Below are 16,081 nucleotides of genomic sequence, written 5' to 3'. Positions count from 1 at the left end.
CAAGTAAGTGCAAGGGGATGCCCAGGGCGACGTTCTGCTCGAACTGCCGCGTGAGGGGCGGGAGTTGAGTTCGAACAACACTACCCGTACGGATGGTTCTACGGAAAGTTCCTGCGGCGAGTGAGGGAATTGTGAAGTGCCTGTAACCGCAGGGGTGCGCTGTTCGTAGTTGATCTTACGGGGCGGGCGGTGGTGCCTCCGCCTGAGGGAGCGTCAACTCGCCGCGGTGGCCGCGAGCTTGACGACCCGGTCCGCGTCGCTGGTGCGCGGGCAGGTGACGCAGGTGTCCTCGGGGCGCAGCGTGTAGAACATGCAGCAGCTCGCCCGGTCCCGGGTGGGCAGCGATTCGCCGTTCGGTCCGGTCAGCTCGCGGAAGGCGGCGGAGCCGACGTACGGCTTGGTCGCGCCCGGCAGCAGCAGCTCCAGCTCCCGCATCGCCCGCTCCTGCTCTCCGAGCAGATGGGCGACGTACCAGAGCCCCTCGACGATTTCGTCGGTCGCCATGCCCCACAGTGCGCGCCCGCGCCGCCGCATGCGCGGTCCGAACCCGCGGAGCACGGGTTCCAGGTGTTCGGCGACGGCCTCCCGCACCTCGCCGCGCAGCGCCTCCTCGTCGGCGACCACGCGGGCGCCGGGCAGGGCGGCGGCGGGGTCGCCGGGCAGACAGGCGAAGCGGTGCGGCCGGACGGCCATGCGGCCGATGGGCAGTTCCGGGACCGTCCGGTCGCACGAGACGTCGGTCACGGGGAAGCGGGGTACGCGGCGGTGCAGAAACCACGGCACGGTGATCAGCAGACAGGCCGGCCAGGCGTACCGGTGGAGGCCGAAGCCGGCGACGACGTCCGGTCGTGCTCGCTGTCCGTAGTCGCGCACTACCTGTGCGTCGTCCCATGCGAGGAAGGTGTCGAGCCCGGCCCCGCCCTCCGCGAGCGAGTCGGCGGCGACCCAGCCGCCCTCCCGGGGGACCCGCTCCCCGGCGCCCAGTTCCGTGATCGCCAGCCCCGGGAAGGCCGTGGTCAGACGCGTGTAGGCGTCCGAGAGGGCCGAGCGGGGCGCGGGCATGCGGGACCGCCGATCTGGGTGTCTTGCCGGGGTTACTTGAAGGTAAGCCTTACCTTACCCAACATCGTTGGGATTTGAACCGGCCGCTTCTGGCCCTAAGGTGCTTGACGGACGAGTAACAACCCGCCGTAATGACCCCAAGTACCGACAAGCCCGGAGGAGGACCCCGTGAACCAGGGCATGCAGGGCTCCATGGAGACGGGGAATCCGCAGCGGGCGCAGCTGTCGGCCGGCGGAATGCGGGTACCGCAGCAGCCGCGGGCGGCCGACGTGGACCGGCGGCGGGACGCGGCGGCCGGAGCCGTCCGGGGTGAGCACACCCACAGTGAGGCGCCGATTCCGCGTCCTCGCCCCGCCGTCCAGCGGTCCTCCGTGCGCGGGCAGATCCTCGACGCGCTGCGCACCGCGCTGGTCTCGGGCGAACTGACTCCGGGCGAGGTCTACTCGGCGCCCGCCCTCGGCGAACGCTTCGGGGTCTCGGCGACGCCCGTACGCGAGGCGATGCAGCAGCTGGCCCTGGAAGGCGCCGTCGAGGTCGTACCGAACCGCGGCTTCCGCGTCATCGAACGCGGTGCCCGCGAGCTGGCCGAACTGGCCGAGGTCAGGTCCCTGATCGAGGTTCCGGTGATGATGCGACTGGCCCGGTCCATGCCGGTCGAACGCTGGTCCGACCTGCGCCCCCTCGCCGAGGCCACCGTACGCGCAGCCTCCTCCGGCTGCCGGGCCACCTACGCGGAGTCCGACCGCGCCTTCCACCGCGGCCTGCTCTCCCTGGCGGGCAACGACCAACTGGTCCAGATCGCCGAAGACCTCCACCGCCGCTCCCAGTGGCCCCTGGTGGGCGGCCCCGCGAGCCCCGCCCGCGCCGAGCTCCTCGCGGACGCCGCAGAACACACGGCGCTGCTGGACGCGCTCATGGCACGGGACCTCGATGTGGTGCGGTCACTGGTGGGGGAGCACTTCGCCGGGGCTCGGTGAGCCGGGGTCGGTGATCCTGTGGGGTGCGACCGCGCGGGGCTGCCGGCGGATGCCGCGGAGCACGCGGGTCGCTGTGCGCGCTGATGGCACGGGACTCCGGTTGCTGGGCGGCGTGTTGATGGCGCGGGATTTCGGTGTGGTGCGTTCGGCGGGGTCCGGTGAAGCCGGGTCGTGTGGGCCGCGGCCGAGTTGCCGGCGGATGCCGCGGAGGGCAGGGGTTGCTGGGCGGCGTGTTGATGGCGCGGGATTTCGGTGTGGTGCGTTCGGCGGGGCGCGGTGAAGCCCCGTGTCCTGTGGGCCGCGGCAGCGCCGAGGTGTTGGCGGACGCCGCGGAACACACGGTACTGCCGGACGCGCTGATCGCACGGGACCAGCCCGGTGAACCCGGTCAGGCTGTGGCCGCCGGTGGTGTCAACTCCCGGGCCAGCCACGTCGGTACGCCGCCCAGGAGCCGGAACAGCCGTCGGGCCTCCTCCCGCAAGCGGGACGCCTCCGGTTCGGTCTCCGCGTCGGCCAGGGATGCCAGGGCCGGTGCCGTGCCGACCAGGTATCCGAGCTCCTCGCGAATGCGCAGTGATTCGGCGAAGCCGTGCCGGGCCTCGGCCAACTCCCCCTCCCGCAGGGCGAGTCCGGCGAGATGGCGCCAGGTGAAGGACAGCAGCAGGGCGTCGGCGTGCGCCGTGGCGCCCGCGTGCGCGCGGCGGTAGGCGGCGCGGGCCGCCTGCGGGGAGCCGCTGAGGTTCTGGGCGACCAGACCGCGACGGAAGTCCAGCAGCGCCCGGCCAGGGGTGTCCGGAAGGATCAGTGCGGCCGCCCGCCCGAGCGCCGCACGCGCCTCGTCGGCCCGGTCGCGCACCCCGAGCAGTGTGGCCGCATAGGCCAAGTACCCGCGTTCACAAGCGGCCGCGCCCCGCTCGGCGTCGCTGTGCGCCAGGGCCTCGGCGGCGCGCAGTGCCTCCTCCGCCTCCGCCCACCCCTGCTCGGTGTACAGACACCGCTCCACGAACAGCCCGGCCCGCTGCAACGCGGTCACCGCGGTGACCGGCTGGAGCAGGGCCGCCGCGTCCGCCCAGCAGGCGCGCGAGCGCAGCCGCCATACCGCGGTCTGGAGGGGATCGTCACCAGGCGTCGTTCCGTAACCAGACATGGCGGTATCCGCCACATTGCCCTCCCCAGGGTCCTGTCCTTCGGATCAGCTCGGGGTCGCGGGGCTCGGCACGCACATCTGCCGCGTTGTCGTCGGTCGCCGACGCTCCGCGTCGGCTCCCTCCTCCGCCTTGCAGCTGCACGCACCAAGCCCCGCTCACCGGCGTCGCAAGGCACCGCCCTTGAGACCGACCTGATCCGAAGGACAGGCCCAGCACGCCATTGAGCTGTTGAGTGGTGGCCGCATCTCAGCACGAATCCCGGCGCCGGGCCAAGGGGGTGGGTGAAGGATTTCACAAAGTCGGGGGACTCTGCGGAGCTCGAGGTTTCAGCTCATTCGCAACGCCAGGAAGAAATCGAGCTTGTCCTCGAGTCTCGACAGGTCACGGCTCGTCAACTGCTCGATCCTGCCGACGCGGTACCGCAGCGTGTTGACGTGCAGGTGAAGGCGGCCGGCGCAGCGCGTCCACGAGCCGTCGCAGTCGAGGAACGCCTCCAGGGTCGGGATCAACTCGGCGCGGTGCCGCCGGTCGTAGTCGCGCAACGGGTCCAGCAGGCGGGCGGTGAAGGCACGCCGTACGTCGTCCGGGACGAAAGGGAGCAGCAGCACGTGCGAGGCCAGCTCCTGGTGGCCCGCGGCGCACACCCGGCCGGACCGCGCCGCCGCCACCCGCCGTGCGTGCCGCGCCTCCTCCAGCGCCCCGCGCAGTCCCTCCGCCGAGTGCACGGCCGCGCTGACGCCGAGCGTGACCCGCCCGTCCTCGTCCAGACCGGCGGTCAGGGGATCCCGTACGGACTCCAGGAGCGCGTCGGCGTGGATCCCCGTCTCGGAGCCGTCGTGCTCGGTCGACACCGCCGGGAGGGGTACGAGGGCGATCGCCTCGTCGCCGGTGTGGGCGACGGCGATGCGGTCGGAGGGCTCCGGTCCCGTCGACAGCGGGTCGACCAGGATCTCCTCGAGCAGCGACTGGGCGATCGGCCCGCCCTCGATCTCCTCGCCGGCCCCGACCCCCCAGTCCACCCGGGCCACGACCACCTGCCAGTGCGGTGCCGCGCCGAGCCCGGGCAGCAGCACCGGCGCGGCCACCCGCAGCCGGGCCGCGATCTCGGCGGGCGCGGCACCGGTCTGCACCAGCTCCAGCACCTCCTGCGCGAGCCGTCTGCGCACGGTACGGGCGGCGTCCCGCCGGTCCCGCTCGACCGCGATCAGCTGGGTGACGCCCTGGAGCAGGTCGAGCCGCTCCTCCGGCCAGTCCCCGGCATCCGCCGCGACGGCCAGCAGCCAGTCCGACAGCACCGTCTCCCGCACGTCCCGTGAGCCCTGCGGGGAGCGGCCGCTGCTGTGGATCGGGAAGAGGGCGTACGGCGTGCCGTCGACCGTCACCCGGTGCGGTCCCCGTCGGCCGGTGCGGGCGGCGCTCAGATGCTCGGCCGCGAGCTTCGCGCACACGTCGGCGGGCAGCCCCGGCCCGCCCACCTTCGGGCCCGCGATGAGCCGTCCGGCCGGCGACAGCACCCAGGCGCTCAGGTCGAGGTCGGAGCCGAGGAGGTCCAGGACCACGTCCGGGCCGCCGCCCGCCGGGCCGGAGGTCATCATCCGCCGGTGCCGGTCGACCACCGCCGCGAGGTCTCCGGCGCGCTCGCCCGAGACCTGCCGTACGACATGCTCGGTGATCGTCGCGAACGCCACCGACTCGTGCACCGCGAACAGCGGCAGCCGGTGCTTGACGCAGGCGACCACCAGATCGTCCGGGATGTCCCCGAGCTCGGCCTCACCGGCGGCGAGGGCGGCCACACCGGCCCCCACCAGGGTCCGTACGAACGGCTCGCAGTCCGCGGCCTCCCGGCGCCAGGCCAGGCCCGTGAGCACCAGCTCCCCGCCCGAGAGATAGCGGCTGGGGTCCTTCAGGTCGGTGGTCATCACACCGCGGACGGTGCGGTCCAGCTCGTCCTCGCCGCCGAGCAGCCTGAGGCCCAGCGCGTCGGTGTCCAGCAGTGCGCGCAGCCGCATTCTCGTCGCCGCCGTTCTTTGTCTCGAAATCTACGATGAATCGTGATGGGCCATTGTGGACGGGGCCCGATCGGCGGGCTGATGAGCGCCGCTGCGCGCGGTACTCGCCGGCTTCCGGAAGGTGTCCCAGGTCACAAGGGCTGTGCCTGCTGTTTCCCCAGGAAAACAAGGAGGTTACCGGTGGCCTTCTTTCATACGAATCTACAAGATGACCTCCCTGGCCAGCCAACTCCTTCATGGTTTCCGTGACTGACTCAGTGGACTCACGGCGCTGTGTACTGATTTCACTCCGCGTTAACAGCACATGAACGAGCCAGTACCGAAGCACCCGATCTGGCTTGATCAGTACGACTCACGAGACGAGGAAGAGGGCCGGTCATGGACTTCCTTCGCCCCGCCACCTGGGAGGAGGCGCTCGCCGCCAAGGCCGAGCACCCCACCGCCGTGCCGATCGCGGGTGGCACCGATGTGATGGTCGAGATCAACTTCGATCACCGCCGGCCCGAGTACCTGCTCGACCTCAACCGCATCGGCGATCTCTACGAGTGGGAGGTCGGCGAGGACTCCGTACGGCTCGGTGCCTCCGTCCCGTACAGCGCGATCATGGAGAGGCTGCGCCCCGAGTTGCCGGGGCTGGCCCTCGCCTCGCACACGGTCGCCTCCCCGCAGATCCGCAACCGCGGCGGCGTCGGCGGCAACCTCGGTACCGCCTCCCCGGCCGGCGACGCCCACCCCGCCCTCCTCGCGGCCGGCGCCGAGGTCGAGGCCGAGTCGGTGCGCGGCTCCCGTCTCATCCCGATCGACGAGTTCTACACCGGCGTGAAGCGCAACGCGCTCGCCGCCGACGAGCTGATCAGGGCCGTGCACATCGAGAAGGCCGACGGGCCGCAGCAGTACTCCAAGGTCGGCACCCGCAACGCCATGGTGATCGCGGTGTGCGCCTTCGGCCTGGCACTGCACCCGCGGACCCGCACGGTCCGCACCGGCATCGGTTCGGCCGCGCCCACACCCGTTCGGGCGAAGACCGCGGAGGAATTCCTGAACGCGGCGCTCGAAGAGGGCGGCTTCTGGGACAACGGCAAGATCATCACCCCGTCGGTCGCGAGGCAGTTCGCGGACCTCTGCGCCGCCGCCTGCAACCCGATCGACGACGTCCGGGGCACCGCGAACTACCGCAGGCACGCCGTCGGTGTCATGGCCCGCCGCACGCTGACCTGGAGCTGGGAGTCGTACCGCGGCACCGCCGCACGCACGGAGGGAGTCGCGTAATGCGCGTCAATTTCACGGTCAACGGCCGTGCGCAGCAGGCCGACGACGTGTGGGAGGGCGAGTCCCTGCTGTACGTGCTGCGTGAGCGGCTCGGTCTGCCGGGTTCGAAGAACGCCTGTGAGCAGGGCGAGTGCGGGTCGTGCACCGTCCGACTCGACGGCGTGTCGGTGTGTTCGTGTCTGGTCGCCGCCGGTCAGGTGCAGGGCCGGGAGGTCGTCACGGTCGAGGGGCTCGCGGACTACGCGAAACAGCGGTCCTGCGGCACGGGCGCCTGCGGCACGGCTCTCGACGAGGCACAGCGGTGGCAGGCCGGGGGCACCGACTCCCGGACCGGTGAGGGCACCGAGCTCTCGCCCGTGCAGCAGGCGTTCATCGACGCCGGCGCCGTCCAGTGCGGCTTCTGCACGCCGGGTCTGCTGGTCGCCGCCGACGAGATGCTGGAGCACAACCCGAACCCGACCGACGCGGACATCCGCGAGGCGCTCTCGGGCAACCTGTGCCGCTGCACCGGCTACGAGAAGATCATGGACGCGGTCCGCCTGGCGGCCGCCCGGCAGGGCGAGGTGGTCTGACGATGGCCACCATCGGCGCTCCCACGAAGATCACCCAGGGCTCGCAGACCAAGGGCGGCATCGGCGAGTCCACGCTCCGCCCGGACGGCATCCTCAAGGTCACCGGAGAGTTCGCGTACTCGTCCGACATGTGGCACGAGGACATGCTCTGGGGCCAGATCCTGCGCTCCACGGTCGCCCACGCCGAGATCGTGTCCATCGACACCGGCGAGGCGCTCGCGACGCCCGGTGTCCACGCCGTCATGACGTACGACGACCTGCCGACCGACGTGAAGCACTACGGCCTGGAGATCCGGGACACCCCGGTCCTCGCCCACGGCAAGGTCCGCCACCACGGCGAGCCCGTCGCGATCGTCGCCGCCGACCACCCGGAGACCGCGCGCCGCGCCGCCGCCAAGATCAAGGTGGAGTACCGCGAGCTGCCGGTCATCACGGACGAGGCGTCCGCGACCGCGCCGGACGCGATCCTCGTCCACGAGGACCGTGACGACCACCACATCGGCCATGTCCCGCACCCGAACATCGTGCACCGCCAGCCGATCGTACGAGGGGACGTCTCCGCCGCCCGGGAGCGCGCCGACGTCATCGTCGAGGGCGAGTACACCTTCGGCATGCAGGACCAGGCCTTCCTCGGCCCCGAGTCGGGCCTCGCTGTCCCGGACGAGGACGGCGGCGTCCACCTCTACATCGCGACCCAGTGGCTGCACTCCGACCTCAGGCAGATCGCCCCCGTCCTCGGCCTGCCCGAGAGCAAGATCCGGATGACGCTGGCCGGCGTCGGCGGCGCGTTCGGCGGCCGCGAAGACCTGTCGATGCAGATCCACGCATGCCTCCTCGCGCTGCGCACCGGCAAGCCCGTCAAGATCGTCTACAACCGCTTCGAGTCCTTCTTCGGGCACGTCCACCGCCACCCGGCGAAGCTGTCCTACGAACACGGCGCGACCAACGACGGCAGGCTCACGCACATGAAGTGCCGGATCGTCCTGGACGGCGGCGCCTACGCGTCGGCCTCCCCGGCAGTGGTGGGCAACGCCTCCTCCCTGTCCGTCGGTCCGTACGTCGTGGACGACGTGGACATCGAGGCCATCGCCCTCTACACCAACAACCCGCCCTGCGGCGCCATGCGCGGCTTCGGCGCCGTCCAGGCGTGCTTCGCCTACGAGGCCCAGATGGACAAGCTGGCCGCGAGGCTCGGCATGGACCCGGTGAAGTTCCGGCAGCTCAACGCCATGGAGCAGGGCACGATCATGCCGACCGGTCAGCCGGTCGACTCCCCGGCGCCGGTCGCCGAACTCCTGCGCCGCGTCAAGGCGATGCCGATGCCGCCGGAGCGCCAGTGGGAGAGCAGCGAGGGCTCCGACGTACGGCAGCTGCCCGGCGGTCTGTCCAACACCACGCACGGTGAAGGCGTCGTACGCGGTGTCGGCTACGCCGTCGGCATCAAGAACGTCGGCTTCTCCGAAGGCTTCGACGACTACTCGACCGCCAGGGTGCGCATGGAAGTCGTCGGCGGCGAACCCGTCGCCACCGTGCACACCGCGATGGCCGAGGTCGGCCAGGGCGGCGTCACCGTCCACGCGCAGATCGCCCGCACCGAGCTGGGCGTCGCGCAGGTGACCATCCACCCGGCGGACACACAGGTGGGCTCGGCGGGTTCGACGTCGGCGTCGCGCCAGACGTACGTCACGGGCGGCGCGGTGAAGAACGCCTGCGAGATCGTCCGCGAGCAGGTCCTGGAGCTCGGCCGCCGCAAGTTCGGTACGTACCACCCGGCTTGGGCGACGGCCGAGCTGCTGCTCGAAGGCGGCAAGGTCGTCACCGACGGTGGCGAGGTACTCGCCCACCTGGTGGACGTGCTCGAGGACGAGGCCGTCGAGGTCGAGGAGGAGTGGCGGCACCGTCCGACCGAGGCCTTCGACCTGCGCACCGGGCAGGGCAACGGGCATGTGCAGTACTCGTTCGCCGCGCACCGCGCCGTCGTCGAGGTCGACACCGAGCTGGGCCTGGTCAAGGTCATCGAACTGGCCTGCGCCCAGGACGTCGGCAAGGCCCTCAACCCGCAGTCCGTCATCGGCCAGATCCAGGGTGGCACCATCCAGGGCCTGGGCATCGCGGTGATGGAGGAGATCGTCGTCGACCCCAGGACGGCGAAGGTCAGGAACCCGTCCTTCACGGACTACCTGCTCCCGACCATCCTCGACACGCCGACCCTTCCGGTCGACGTCCTCGAACTCGCCGACGCCCACGCCCCGTACGGGCTGCGCGGCGTCGGTGAGGCACCAACCCTGTCCTCGACTCCTGCCGTACTTGCGGCGATCCGCAAGGCGACGGGCCTGGAGTTGAACAGGACGCCGGTGAGGCCGGAGCACCTCACCGGCACAGCGTAAGGAATCACGCAAGTCTCTCCGGGCGGCGCACGGAACGTCACACACTCCGCGCCGCCCGGAGTATCCAGATCGTTCGTCCTGGGCCGTCCCCCGGGTCGTGCGGCCGCAGCACCTTCCCAAATCCCGCAGCCGTAAGGGCGGCAGACGCGGGTGCCCCTGTGAACCTTGGGAGTAGGCCCACATGACCCAGCAGTCCACCGAGCCGACGACGGTCGCCGACGACGCGGGCGTAGGAACCCGCGTCCCGGCCGGCCGGTCCTGGCTCGACCGGTACTTCCACATAACCCACCGAGGATCCAGCGTCGCGCGCGAAGTCCGCGGCGGCGTCACCACCTTCATGGCGATGGCGTACATCCTCCTGCTCAACCCCCTGATCCTGTCCGGCAAGGACGCGGCGGGGGACACGCTCGGCCAGAAGGCGCTGATCACCGCGACGGCGTTCGCGGCGGCCTTCACCACGCTGCTGATGGGCTTCTTCGGGAAGGTGCCCCTTGCCCTGGCCGCCGGCCTCTCCGTCTCCGGCGTCCTCTCCTCGCAGGTCGCCCCGCAGATGACGTGGCCGCAGGCCATGGGTATGTGCGTGATGTACGGCGTGATCATCATGCTGCTGGTCGTCACCGGCCTCCGCGAGATGATCATGAATGCGATCCCGCTGGCGCTGAAGCATGCGATCACCATGGGCATCGGTCTGTTCGTCGCGCTGATCGGCCTGGTGAAGGCCGGCTTCGTGCACCAGGGCGAGGCGACCCCCGTCACCCTGGGCCCGGCCGGCGAACTCGCGGGCTGGCCGGTACTGCTCTTCGCCGTCACCCTGCTCGCGATCTTCATGCTCCAGGCCCGCGCCGTCCCCGGCGCGATCCTGATCGGCATCGTCGGCGGCACCGTACTCGCCGTCGTCCTCAACGCAACTGACGTCATCGACCCCAAGCAGTGGGCGAGCGGAGCACCCGAACTGCACGGCAGCGCGGTCTCCATGCCCGACTTCTCGATCTTCGGCGACGTCGAGTTCGGCGGCTGGGGCCAGGTCGGCGCCATGACGGTCGGCATGATCGTGTTCACGCTCGTGCTGGCCGGCTTCTTCGACGCGATGGCGACGATCATCGGCGTCGGCACCGAGGCCAAGCTCGCCGACGACAAGGGCCGGATGCCGGGTCTGTCCAAGGCGCTGTTCATCGACGGCGCGGGCGGCGCGATCGGCGGCGTCTCCGGCGCCTCCGGTCAGACGGTGTTCGTGGAGTCGGCGACGGGTGTCGGCGAGGGAGCCCGTACGGGCCTGTCCTCGGTCGTCACCGGGCTCTTCTTCGCGGCCTGTCTGTTCTTCACGCCGCTGACGGCGATCGTGCCGGGCGAGGTGGCCGCCGCGGCCCTCGTGGTCATCGGTGCGATGATGATGATGAACGCACGCCACGTCGACTGGGCCGACCGGGCCACCGCGATCCCGGTGTTCCTGACGGTCGTGATCATGCCGTTCACGTACTCGATCACGGCGGGCGTCGCGGCCGGTGTGATCTCGTATGTCGCCATCAAGATCGCACAGGGGAGGGCACGGGAGATCGGGGCGTTCATGTGGGCCCTGACAGGTATCTTCCTGGTGTTCTTCGCCCTCGATCCCATAGAGAGCTGGATGGGCGTGCACTAGGCACTCTGCTGGACGCCCCTCCGCGCGAGCGCTGTTGAGGAGACCGAGAGATGCTGGACATCGCCGAAGAGTTGCACCGGTGGGTCGAGCAGGGACGCGACTTCGCCGTGGCCACCGTGGTGGCCGTCGGCGGCAGCGCGCCCCGCGAGCCCGGCGCCGCCCTCGCGGTGGACGCCGACGGCACGGCGATCGGCTCGGTCTCCGGTGGCTGTGTGGAGGGCGCGGTGTACGACCTGTGCCAACAGGCGCTCCAGGACGGGGAGTCGGTCCTGGAACGCTTCGGCTACAGCGACGAGGACGCCTTCGCCGTCGGCCTGACCTGCGGCGGCACCATCGACATCCTGGTCACACCGGTCCGGGCGGGCGACCCCGTCCGCCCGGTGCTCGCATCCGCGCTCACCGCCGCCGCCCGTGGGGAGGCGGCGGCGGTGGCGCGGATCGTCTCCGGCCCGCCCGAGTTGACGGGCCGCGCCCTGCTCGTCCACCCCGAGGGCCCGTACGACGGCGGCTTCGGCGCCCACCGGGAACTCGACCGCACGGTCGCCGAGGAGGCCCGCGCCCTTCTCGACGCCGGCCGCACCGGCACCCTGGAGATCGGCGAGCAGGGTTCGCGCTGCGGAGCCCCGCTCACGGTCCTGGTGGAGTCCTCGGTCCCCCCGCCCCGGATGATCGTCTTCGGTGCGGTCGACTTCGCGTCGGCGCTGGTGCGCGTCGGCAAGTTCCTGGGCTACCACGTGACCTTGTGCGACGCCCGTCCCGTCTTCGCCACGAGGACCCGCTTCCCGGAGGCGGACGAGATCGCCGTGGAGTGGCCCCACAAGTACCTGGAGCAGACCGAGGTGGACGGCCGCACCGCCCTTTGCGTCCTCACCCACGACGCCAAGTTCGACGTACCCCTTCTCCAACTGGCGCTGCGCCTCCCGGTCGCGTACATCGGCGCGATGGGCTCCCGCCGCACCCACCTCGACCGCAACGAACGCCTCCGCGAAGTCGGCGTGACGGAACTGGAGTTGGCGCGCCTGAGGTCCCCGATCGGCCTCGACCTCGGCGCCCGCACCCCGGAGGAGACGGCCCTGTCGATCGTCTCGGAGATCGTCGCGGACCGACGCGGCGGCAGCGGCGTCTCCCTCACCGGCGCCCACACGCCGATCCACCACGACGTGACCGCGGCGGCGGAGCCGACGGGGCGGATCGGGTCGGTGGCCTGACCGCGTGCCCGCCGTCGAGGCAACGCACGACGGGTCTTCAGCCTCTGACGCACCCCGGTCAGCCGCGCAGCACGAAACAGCGCGGCCCGCCCCGCTCCAGGTCGTACCAACAGCCCCTGTCCCAGCCGTCGGTCACCACCGCCACATCCTCGGGCGTCACACCGATATGGCGCCGCTCCTCGGGCAGCCGGTCCGTCAGCGGCGTGGTCACGACCCACGTGCCGCCCGGTGCCAGCAGCCTGTGCACCTCCTCGGCCACCGCCGCCTTGTCGCCCATGAACGCGAGCACGAGCCGTGTGGTCACGAGGTCGAAGGCGGCTTCCGGCAACCGCTGTCCGGTGCTGTCCTCGAAGTCCAGGCGACGGGTGGTGAGCCGGGGCTCCAGATCCGCGTACCGGTCGCGTGTCGCGGCCACCGCGGCGTCGGCCCAGTCGACGGCGAGAGTGAGGTAGCCGAGGTGTGCGAGTGCGGCGGCGTACGAGCCGAGCCCGCAGCCGATGTCCAGGGCACGGGCGCCGGCGCGCGGTGGTACGGCCTCGGTGAGCAGCCGTAGCTCCTCCTCGGACACCCGCCGGAAGCCGTACCCGGCCCCGAAGTGCTCCTCCCATCGCTCCCGGTCGACCCTCATCACGCCCTCCTGAGCAACCGATTCACCGCCCGCCCGAACACATACCGCGACGCCCGCTCCAGCACCGGATCGAACACCCCGGGCAACGGCCGCACCCCCAGCTCCTCGCGCCAGACGACCCGTGTCCGGCCGCCCGGCCCCGGCCGTACCTCGATCTCCGCCCAGCCGACGACGACGCGACCCCGCTTCTCCAGCCGGCACAGTCCCGGTGTCCCGTCGCCCGGCGGACGCCACACCGTGACCTCCATGCGGTCGTCGAAGGCCAGCGGCCCCAGTCCGGAGCGGGCCACGAACACCGTGCCCTTGCCGGTCGGGGGCGGTGTGACGACCGTGACCCGGGTCAGCGGCACGACCTCGCCGTGCCGGGGCCACTCGGTGAGTCGGCGCCATGCCTCGTCGAGAGGGAGGGGTGCCGTGCGTTCGAGGAGGAAGGTGACCACGCGATGATCGTAGGCAAGCTGCTTGTGAATTCCGCCCGATACTTCCCGCACGTACCGGTGAAGCACGGCGGCAGCCCTCTACTATGCCCCCATAGGCGGGCAATCCGCCCGCCCGTAGGGGGAGTTGGTCGTCATGCCGCTGAAGGCGTACGGCGTACTGATCACACGAGCGGTCGACACCCGGCGCGAGGGTGCCGACGACTCGCCGCACTACCAGATCCATCTCACGGACGACGCGGGCACGCACTACCGCGCCGCCGTCAACGTCCTGTCGCAGGAGCGGCCGTCCGAGCTGCTGTATCTCGTCGACGAGGACTTCCGGCACCCGGTCACGACCCGGCTGGAGGGTCTGGTCAGCGGCTGGAACACCCTGCCGTCCGGGCCGGGCGGCCCGAACCTCGACTTCGTGCGCGGCAACCTCTTCGACCCGGCGCGGATGCGTTCGCTGCCGCCGGACGTCGCCGGTCCCGACAACGACCTCGCGGACGTCCTCGACCACTATGTGCGGCGCGCGCTCGACGACCCGCGGGCCCGGCTGTACGTCTTCGGCGAGCGCTGGGGGCCCGAAACCGGAGTCCAGGACAAGGTGTTCGGCTTCAAGCCCGGCAACGGCGTCCACGACATCCATATGAACCAGGGCAACAGCCGCCGCTTCCGGGGCGACGACGGTGTCTGGCAGGACGGCGGGATCCTGATCCACTTCCCGGGCGAGCCCATCGAGCAGTCGCGCTGGGTCGGCATCTTCCTCGCCTTCCAGAGCCAGTCCTGGCACACCGACGACAGCACCGGCCACACCCTGGAGGGCACCGACGGTACGCGTCCCGAGCCCGGCGGTCAGCGGGTGCGTGTCCTGGCGGCACTGGTCAACCCCAGGGGCCCCGCGCCCGAGGCGGAGACCGTGACCCTGATCAACGCCTCGCCGGACCCCGTCGACCTCACCGGCTGGCGCATCACCGACCGCCTCGGCCACGGCACCCCGGTACCGTCCGGCCCGCTGGCCCCCGGCGCCTGTGTGCCCGTCGCCCTCACGGCGGACGGCGCCCGACTCGGCAACAACGGCGGCGAGATCAACCTCCTCGACGCCGCGGGCCTGAAGGTGCACGGCGTCTCGTACACCCGGGAACAGGCGGGACGGGAGGGCTGGAGCGTCGTCTTCTGAGGCCCCCGGGGCATGTGTTCGCCGGCCCGCTGCCCTGCGTTCAGCGGGCCGGCCGAACCGGGGAATCCCCTCGTCCGGCCCGGCCGTGGGCTCACTCTTGGGCGCAACAAATCCGTCCGAGGGGTACCCCATGACCAAGGATCAGCATGGATCGGCAGCACCACCCTCCCGTACCGTCCGCCACACGCTCGTCGCAGGCCTGACGGTTCTCGCAATCGGCGTCTCGCCCTGGTCCCCGGCGATCGCGTCGACCACCGCGTCGACCACCGCGTCCCACGCCTCGAACCGGGCCCCCGGCCCCGAGGCGATCACCGACTGGAACGCGACCGCCGTCGCCACGATCCAGGGGGACGCGAAGAAGCCCGCGGCGGAGCAGACCCTCTGGTACGGCTTCGTGTCGGCCGCCGTGTACAACGCGGTGGTGGGCATCGAGGGCCGCTACGCCGGATACAAGTGGCACGAACGCGGCCCCCGCACCGCCTCCTCCGAGGCGGCCGCCGCCACCGCAGCCCACCGCGTCCTGCTGAACTACTTCCCGGCGTCACAGGCCCGGCTCGACGCGGCCTACACCGCGTCACTGGCGAAGATCCCGGACGGGCGGGCCGAGGACCGGGGCGTCGCCTTCGGGGAGCGGGCCGGACGCCACCTCATCGAGCTCCGCGAGAACGACGGGCGAGGCGCCCCGGTGACGTACGACAAACCTCCCTCGCCGGGCATCTGGCGGCCCACCCCGCCCGCCAACGCGCCCTTCGCCGTCCCCTGGCTCGCGAAGGTGCGGCCGATGCTGGCGAACTCGCCGGACCGGTTCCTGCCCGGGCCCCCGCCCACGCCGGCCTCGAAGACGTACACCAAGGACTTCGCCGAAGTGAAGGCGCTGGGAGCGAAGACCGGCTCGGCGCGGACCGCGCAGCAGACCGAGACCGCGCTGTTCTTCAGCGACCTCATTCCGGTGCAGCTCCAGGCCGCCTACCGCGGCTACATCGAGCGCCACGGCCTGGACATCGTCGAGGCGGCACGGCTGTCGGCCGCCGCCAACACGGCGGTCGCCGACGCGGCGATCACCGGCTGGAACGCCAAGCTGACCTACGGCCAGTGGCGCCCGATCACCGCGATCCAGCTCGCGGACACCGACGGCAACCCCGCGACCGCGCCGGACCCGTCGTGGACACCGCTGCTCGACACGCCCCCCTACCCCGACCACATCAGCGGCCACTGCGTCATCGACGGCGCCGCCATGAGCGTCCTGAGCCGTCTGACCGGCGGTGACATCGACTTCCGCATCTCGTCGGCGGTGACGGGCACCACCCGTACGTACACCGGCGCGGCCGCGTACAACCGTGACGTGGTCAACGCCCGGGTCTGGGGCGGCATCCACTTCCGGACCAGCGACATCGTCGCCAACCAGGTCGGCACCCGCATCGGCGCCTTCGCGCTGGCGCACTACTTCAAGCCGCTGCACTGAACGGCCCGTCCGGGTGGACTCCCACGGCCTGCGCCGTCACTGGCCGTAGAACGTGGCGTCCGCCCGATCCGTCGCCGTGCTCGGCGTCCGGACGTACAGCAACTGTTCCAGTTCTCCGGA

Annotated in this window: 13 protein-coding genes; 8 read left to right on the top strand and 5 right to left on the bottom strand. The window is 71.3% G+C overall.

All coding sequences use genetic code 11. The features are described 5' to 3' along the window. Positions 1 to 213 precede the first annotated feature (213 nt). Positions 214 to 1,062, bottom strand: a complete 849-nt coding sequence (locus ACIHFB_RS18340; RefSeq protein ID WP_400127330.1) for a (2Fe-2S)-binding protein — start codon at positions 1,060 to 1,062, stop codon at positions 214 to 216. A gap of 168 nt (positions 1,063 to 1,230) precedes the next feature. On the opposite strand from ACIHFB_RS18340, the gene ACIHFB_RS18335 reads away from it, so the two are divergent. Beyond that, positions 1,231 to 2,040 (top strand): GntR family transcriptional regulator, encoded by an 810-nt coding sequence (locus ACIHFB_RS18335; RefSeq protein ID WP_400127329.1) that lies wholly within the window; start codon positions 1,231 to 1,233, stop codon positions 2,038 to 2,040. 388 nt (positions 2,041 to 2,428) lie between these two features. Here ACIHFB_RS18335 and ACIHFB_RS18330 read toward each other — a convergent pair whose 3' ends face one another. Next, positions 2,429 to 3,202 carry a hypothetical protein gene (locus tag ACIHFB_RS18330; RefSeq protein ID WP_365274315.1) on the bottom strand — a complete coding sequence of 258 codons (774 nt, stop codon included), beginning with the start codon at positions 3,200 to 3,202 and terminating at the stop codon, positions 2,429 to 2,431. A 312-nt stretch (positions 3,203 to 3,514) separates the two neighbouring features. Beyond that, entirely contained in the window at positions 3,515 to 5,197 is a 1,683-nt protein-coding gene (locus ACIHFB_RS18325; protein ID WP_365274312.1) for a PucR family transcriptional regulator ligand-binding domain-containing protein, read from the bottom strand. A gap of 378 nt (positions 5,198 to 5,575) precedes the next feature. Here ACIHFB_RS18325 and ACIHFB_RS18320 point away from each other — a divergent pair, with 378 nt between their 5' ends. The 5 genes from ACIHFB_RS18320 to ACIHFB_RS18300 all read left to right on the top strand — a co-directional run bounded on the left by ACIHFB_RS18320 (position 5,576) and on the right by ACIHFB_RS18300 (position 12,272). Then, on the top strand, positions 5,576 to 6,466 hold the full coding sequence (locus tag ACIHFB_RS18320) for an FAD binding domain-containing protein (protein WP_365274310.1): 891 nt from the start codon (positions 5,576 to 5,578) through the stop codon (positions 6,464 to 6,466). Next, positions 6,466 to 7,038 (top strand): (2Fe-2S)-binding protein, encoded by a 573-nt coding sequence (locus ACIHFB_RS18315; RefSeq protein WP_400127328.1) that lies wholly within the window; start codon positions 6,466 to 6,468, stop codon positions 7,036 to 7,038. The genes ACIHFB_RS18320 and ACIHFB_RS18315 overlap by 1 nt, the downstream gene beginning before the upstream one ends. Before the next feature lie 2 nt (positions 7,039 to 7,040). Beyond that, the gene (locus tag ACIHFB_RS18310) at positions 7,041 to 9,425 is read left to right on the top strand and encodes a molybdopterin cofactor-binding domain-containing protein (RefSeq protein ID WP_365274304.1); all 2,385 of its coding nucleotides are present in this window, start codon (positions 7,041 to 7,043) and stop codon (positions 9,423 to 9,425) included. A gap of 181 nt (positions 9,426 to 9,606) precedes the next feature. Beyond that, the gene (locus tag ACIHFB_RS18305; RefSeq protein WP_365274302.1) at positions 9,607 to 11,064 is read left to right on the top strand and encodes an NCS2 family permease; all 1,458 of its coding nucleotides are present in this window, start codon (positions 9,607 to 9,609) and stop codon (positions 11,062 to 11,064) included. A gap of 50 nt (positions 11,065 to 11,114) precedes the next feature. Next, on the top strand, positions 11,115 to 12,272 hold the full coding sequence (locus tag ACIHFB_RS18300; protein ID WP_365274299.1) for an XdhC/CoxI family protein: 1,158 nt from the start codon (positions 11,115 to 11,117) through the stop codon (positions 12,270 to 12,272). Positions 12,273 to 12,330: 58 nt separating this feature from the next. Here the strand turns inward: ACIHFB_RS18300 and ACIHFB_RS18295 are convergent, their stop codons facing one another. Together ACIHFB_RS18295 and ACIHFB_RS18290 are read right to left on the bottom strand one after the other, a co-directional pair. After that, a complete protein-coding gene (locus ACIHFB_RS18295) occupies positions 12,331 to 12,900 on the bottom strand; it encodes a class I SAM-dependent methyltransferase (protein ID WP_400127327.1) in 570 nt (189 codons plus the stop codon). Continuing rightward, on the bottom strand, positions 12,900 to 13,340 hold the full coding sequence (locus tag ACIHFB_RS18290; RefSeq protein ID WP_365274293.1) for an SRPBCC family protein: 441 nt from the start codon (positions 13,338 to 13,340) through the stop codon (positions 12,900 to 12,902). The genes ACIHFB_RS18295 and ACIHFB_RS18290 overlap by 1 nt, the downstream gene beginning before the upstream one ends. A 133-nt stretch (positions 13,341 to 13,473) precedes the next feature. Between ACIHFB_RS18290 and ACIHFB_RS18285 the strand changes: the two genes are divergently transcribed. Together ACIHFB_RS18285 and ACIHFB_RS18280 are read left to right on the top strand one after the other, a co-directional pair. Beyond that, positions 13,474 to 14,499 carry a DUF2278 family protein gene (locus ACIHFB_RS18285; RefSeq protein ID WP_365274291.1) on the top strand — a complete coding sequence of 342 codons (1,026 nt, stop codon included), beginning with the start codon at positions 13,474 to 13,476 and terminating at the stop codon, positions 14,497 to 14,499. Positions 14,500 to 14,629: 130 nt separating this feature from the next. Next, a complete protein-coding gene (locus tag ACIHFB_RS18280) occupies positions 14,630 to 15,961 on the top strand; it encodes a vanadium-dependent haloperoxidase (protein WP_400127326.1) in 1,332 nt (443 codons plus the stop codon). The last annotated feature ends 120 nt before the right edge of the window (positions 15,962 to 16,081 follow it).

The organism is Streptomyces sp. NPDC051963, from assembly GCF_044593495.1.
Lineage (GTDB): Bacteria > Actinomycetota > Actinomycetes > Streptomycetales > Streptomycetaceae > Streptomyces.
The sequence above is the reverse complement of the archived record's forward strand: the minus strand, read 5'-3'. Positions and strand labels throughout refer to the sequence as shown.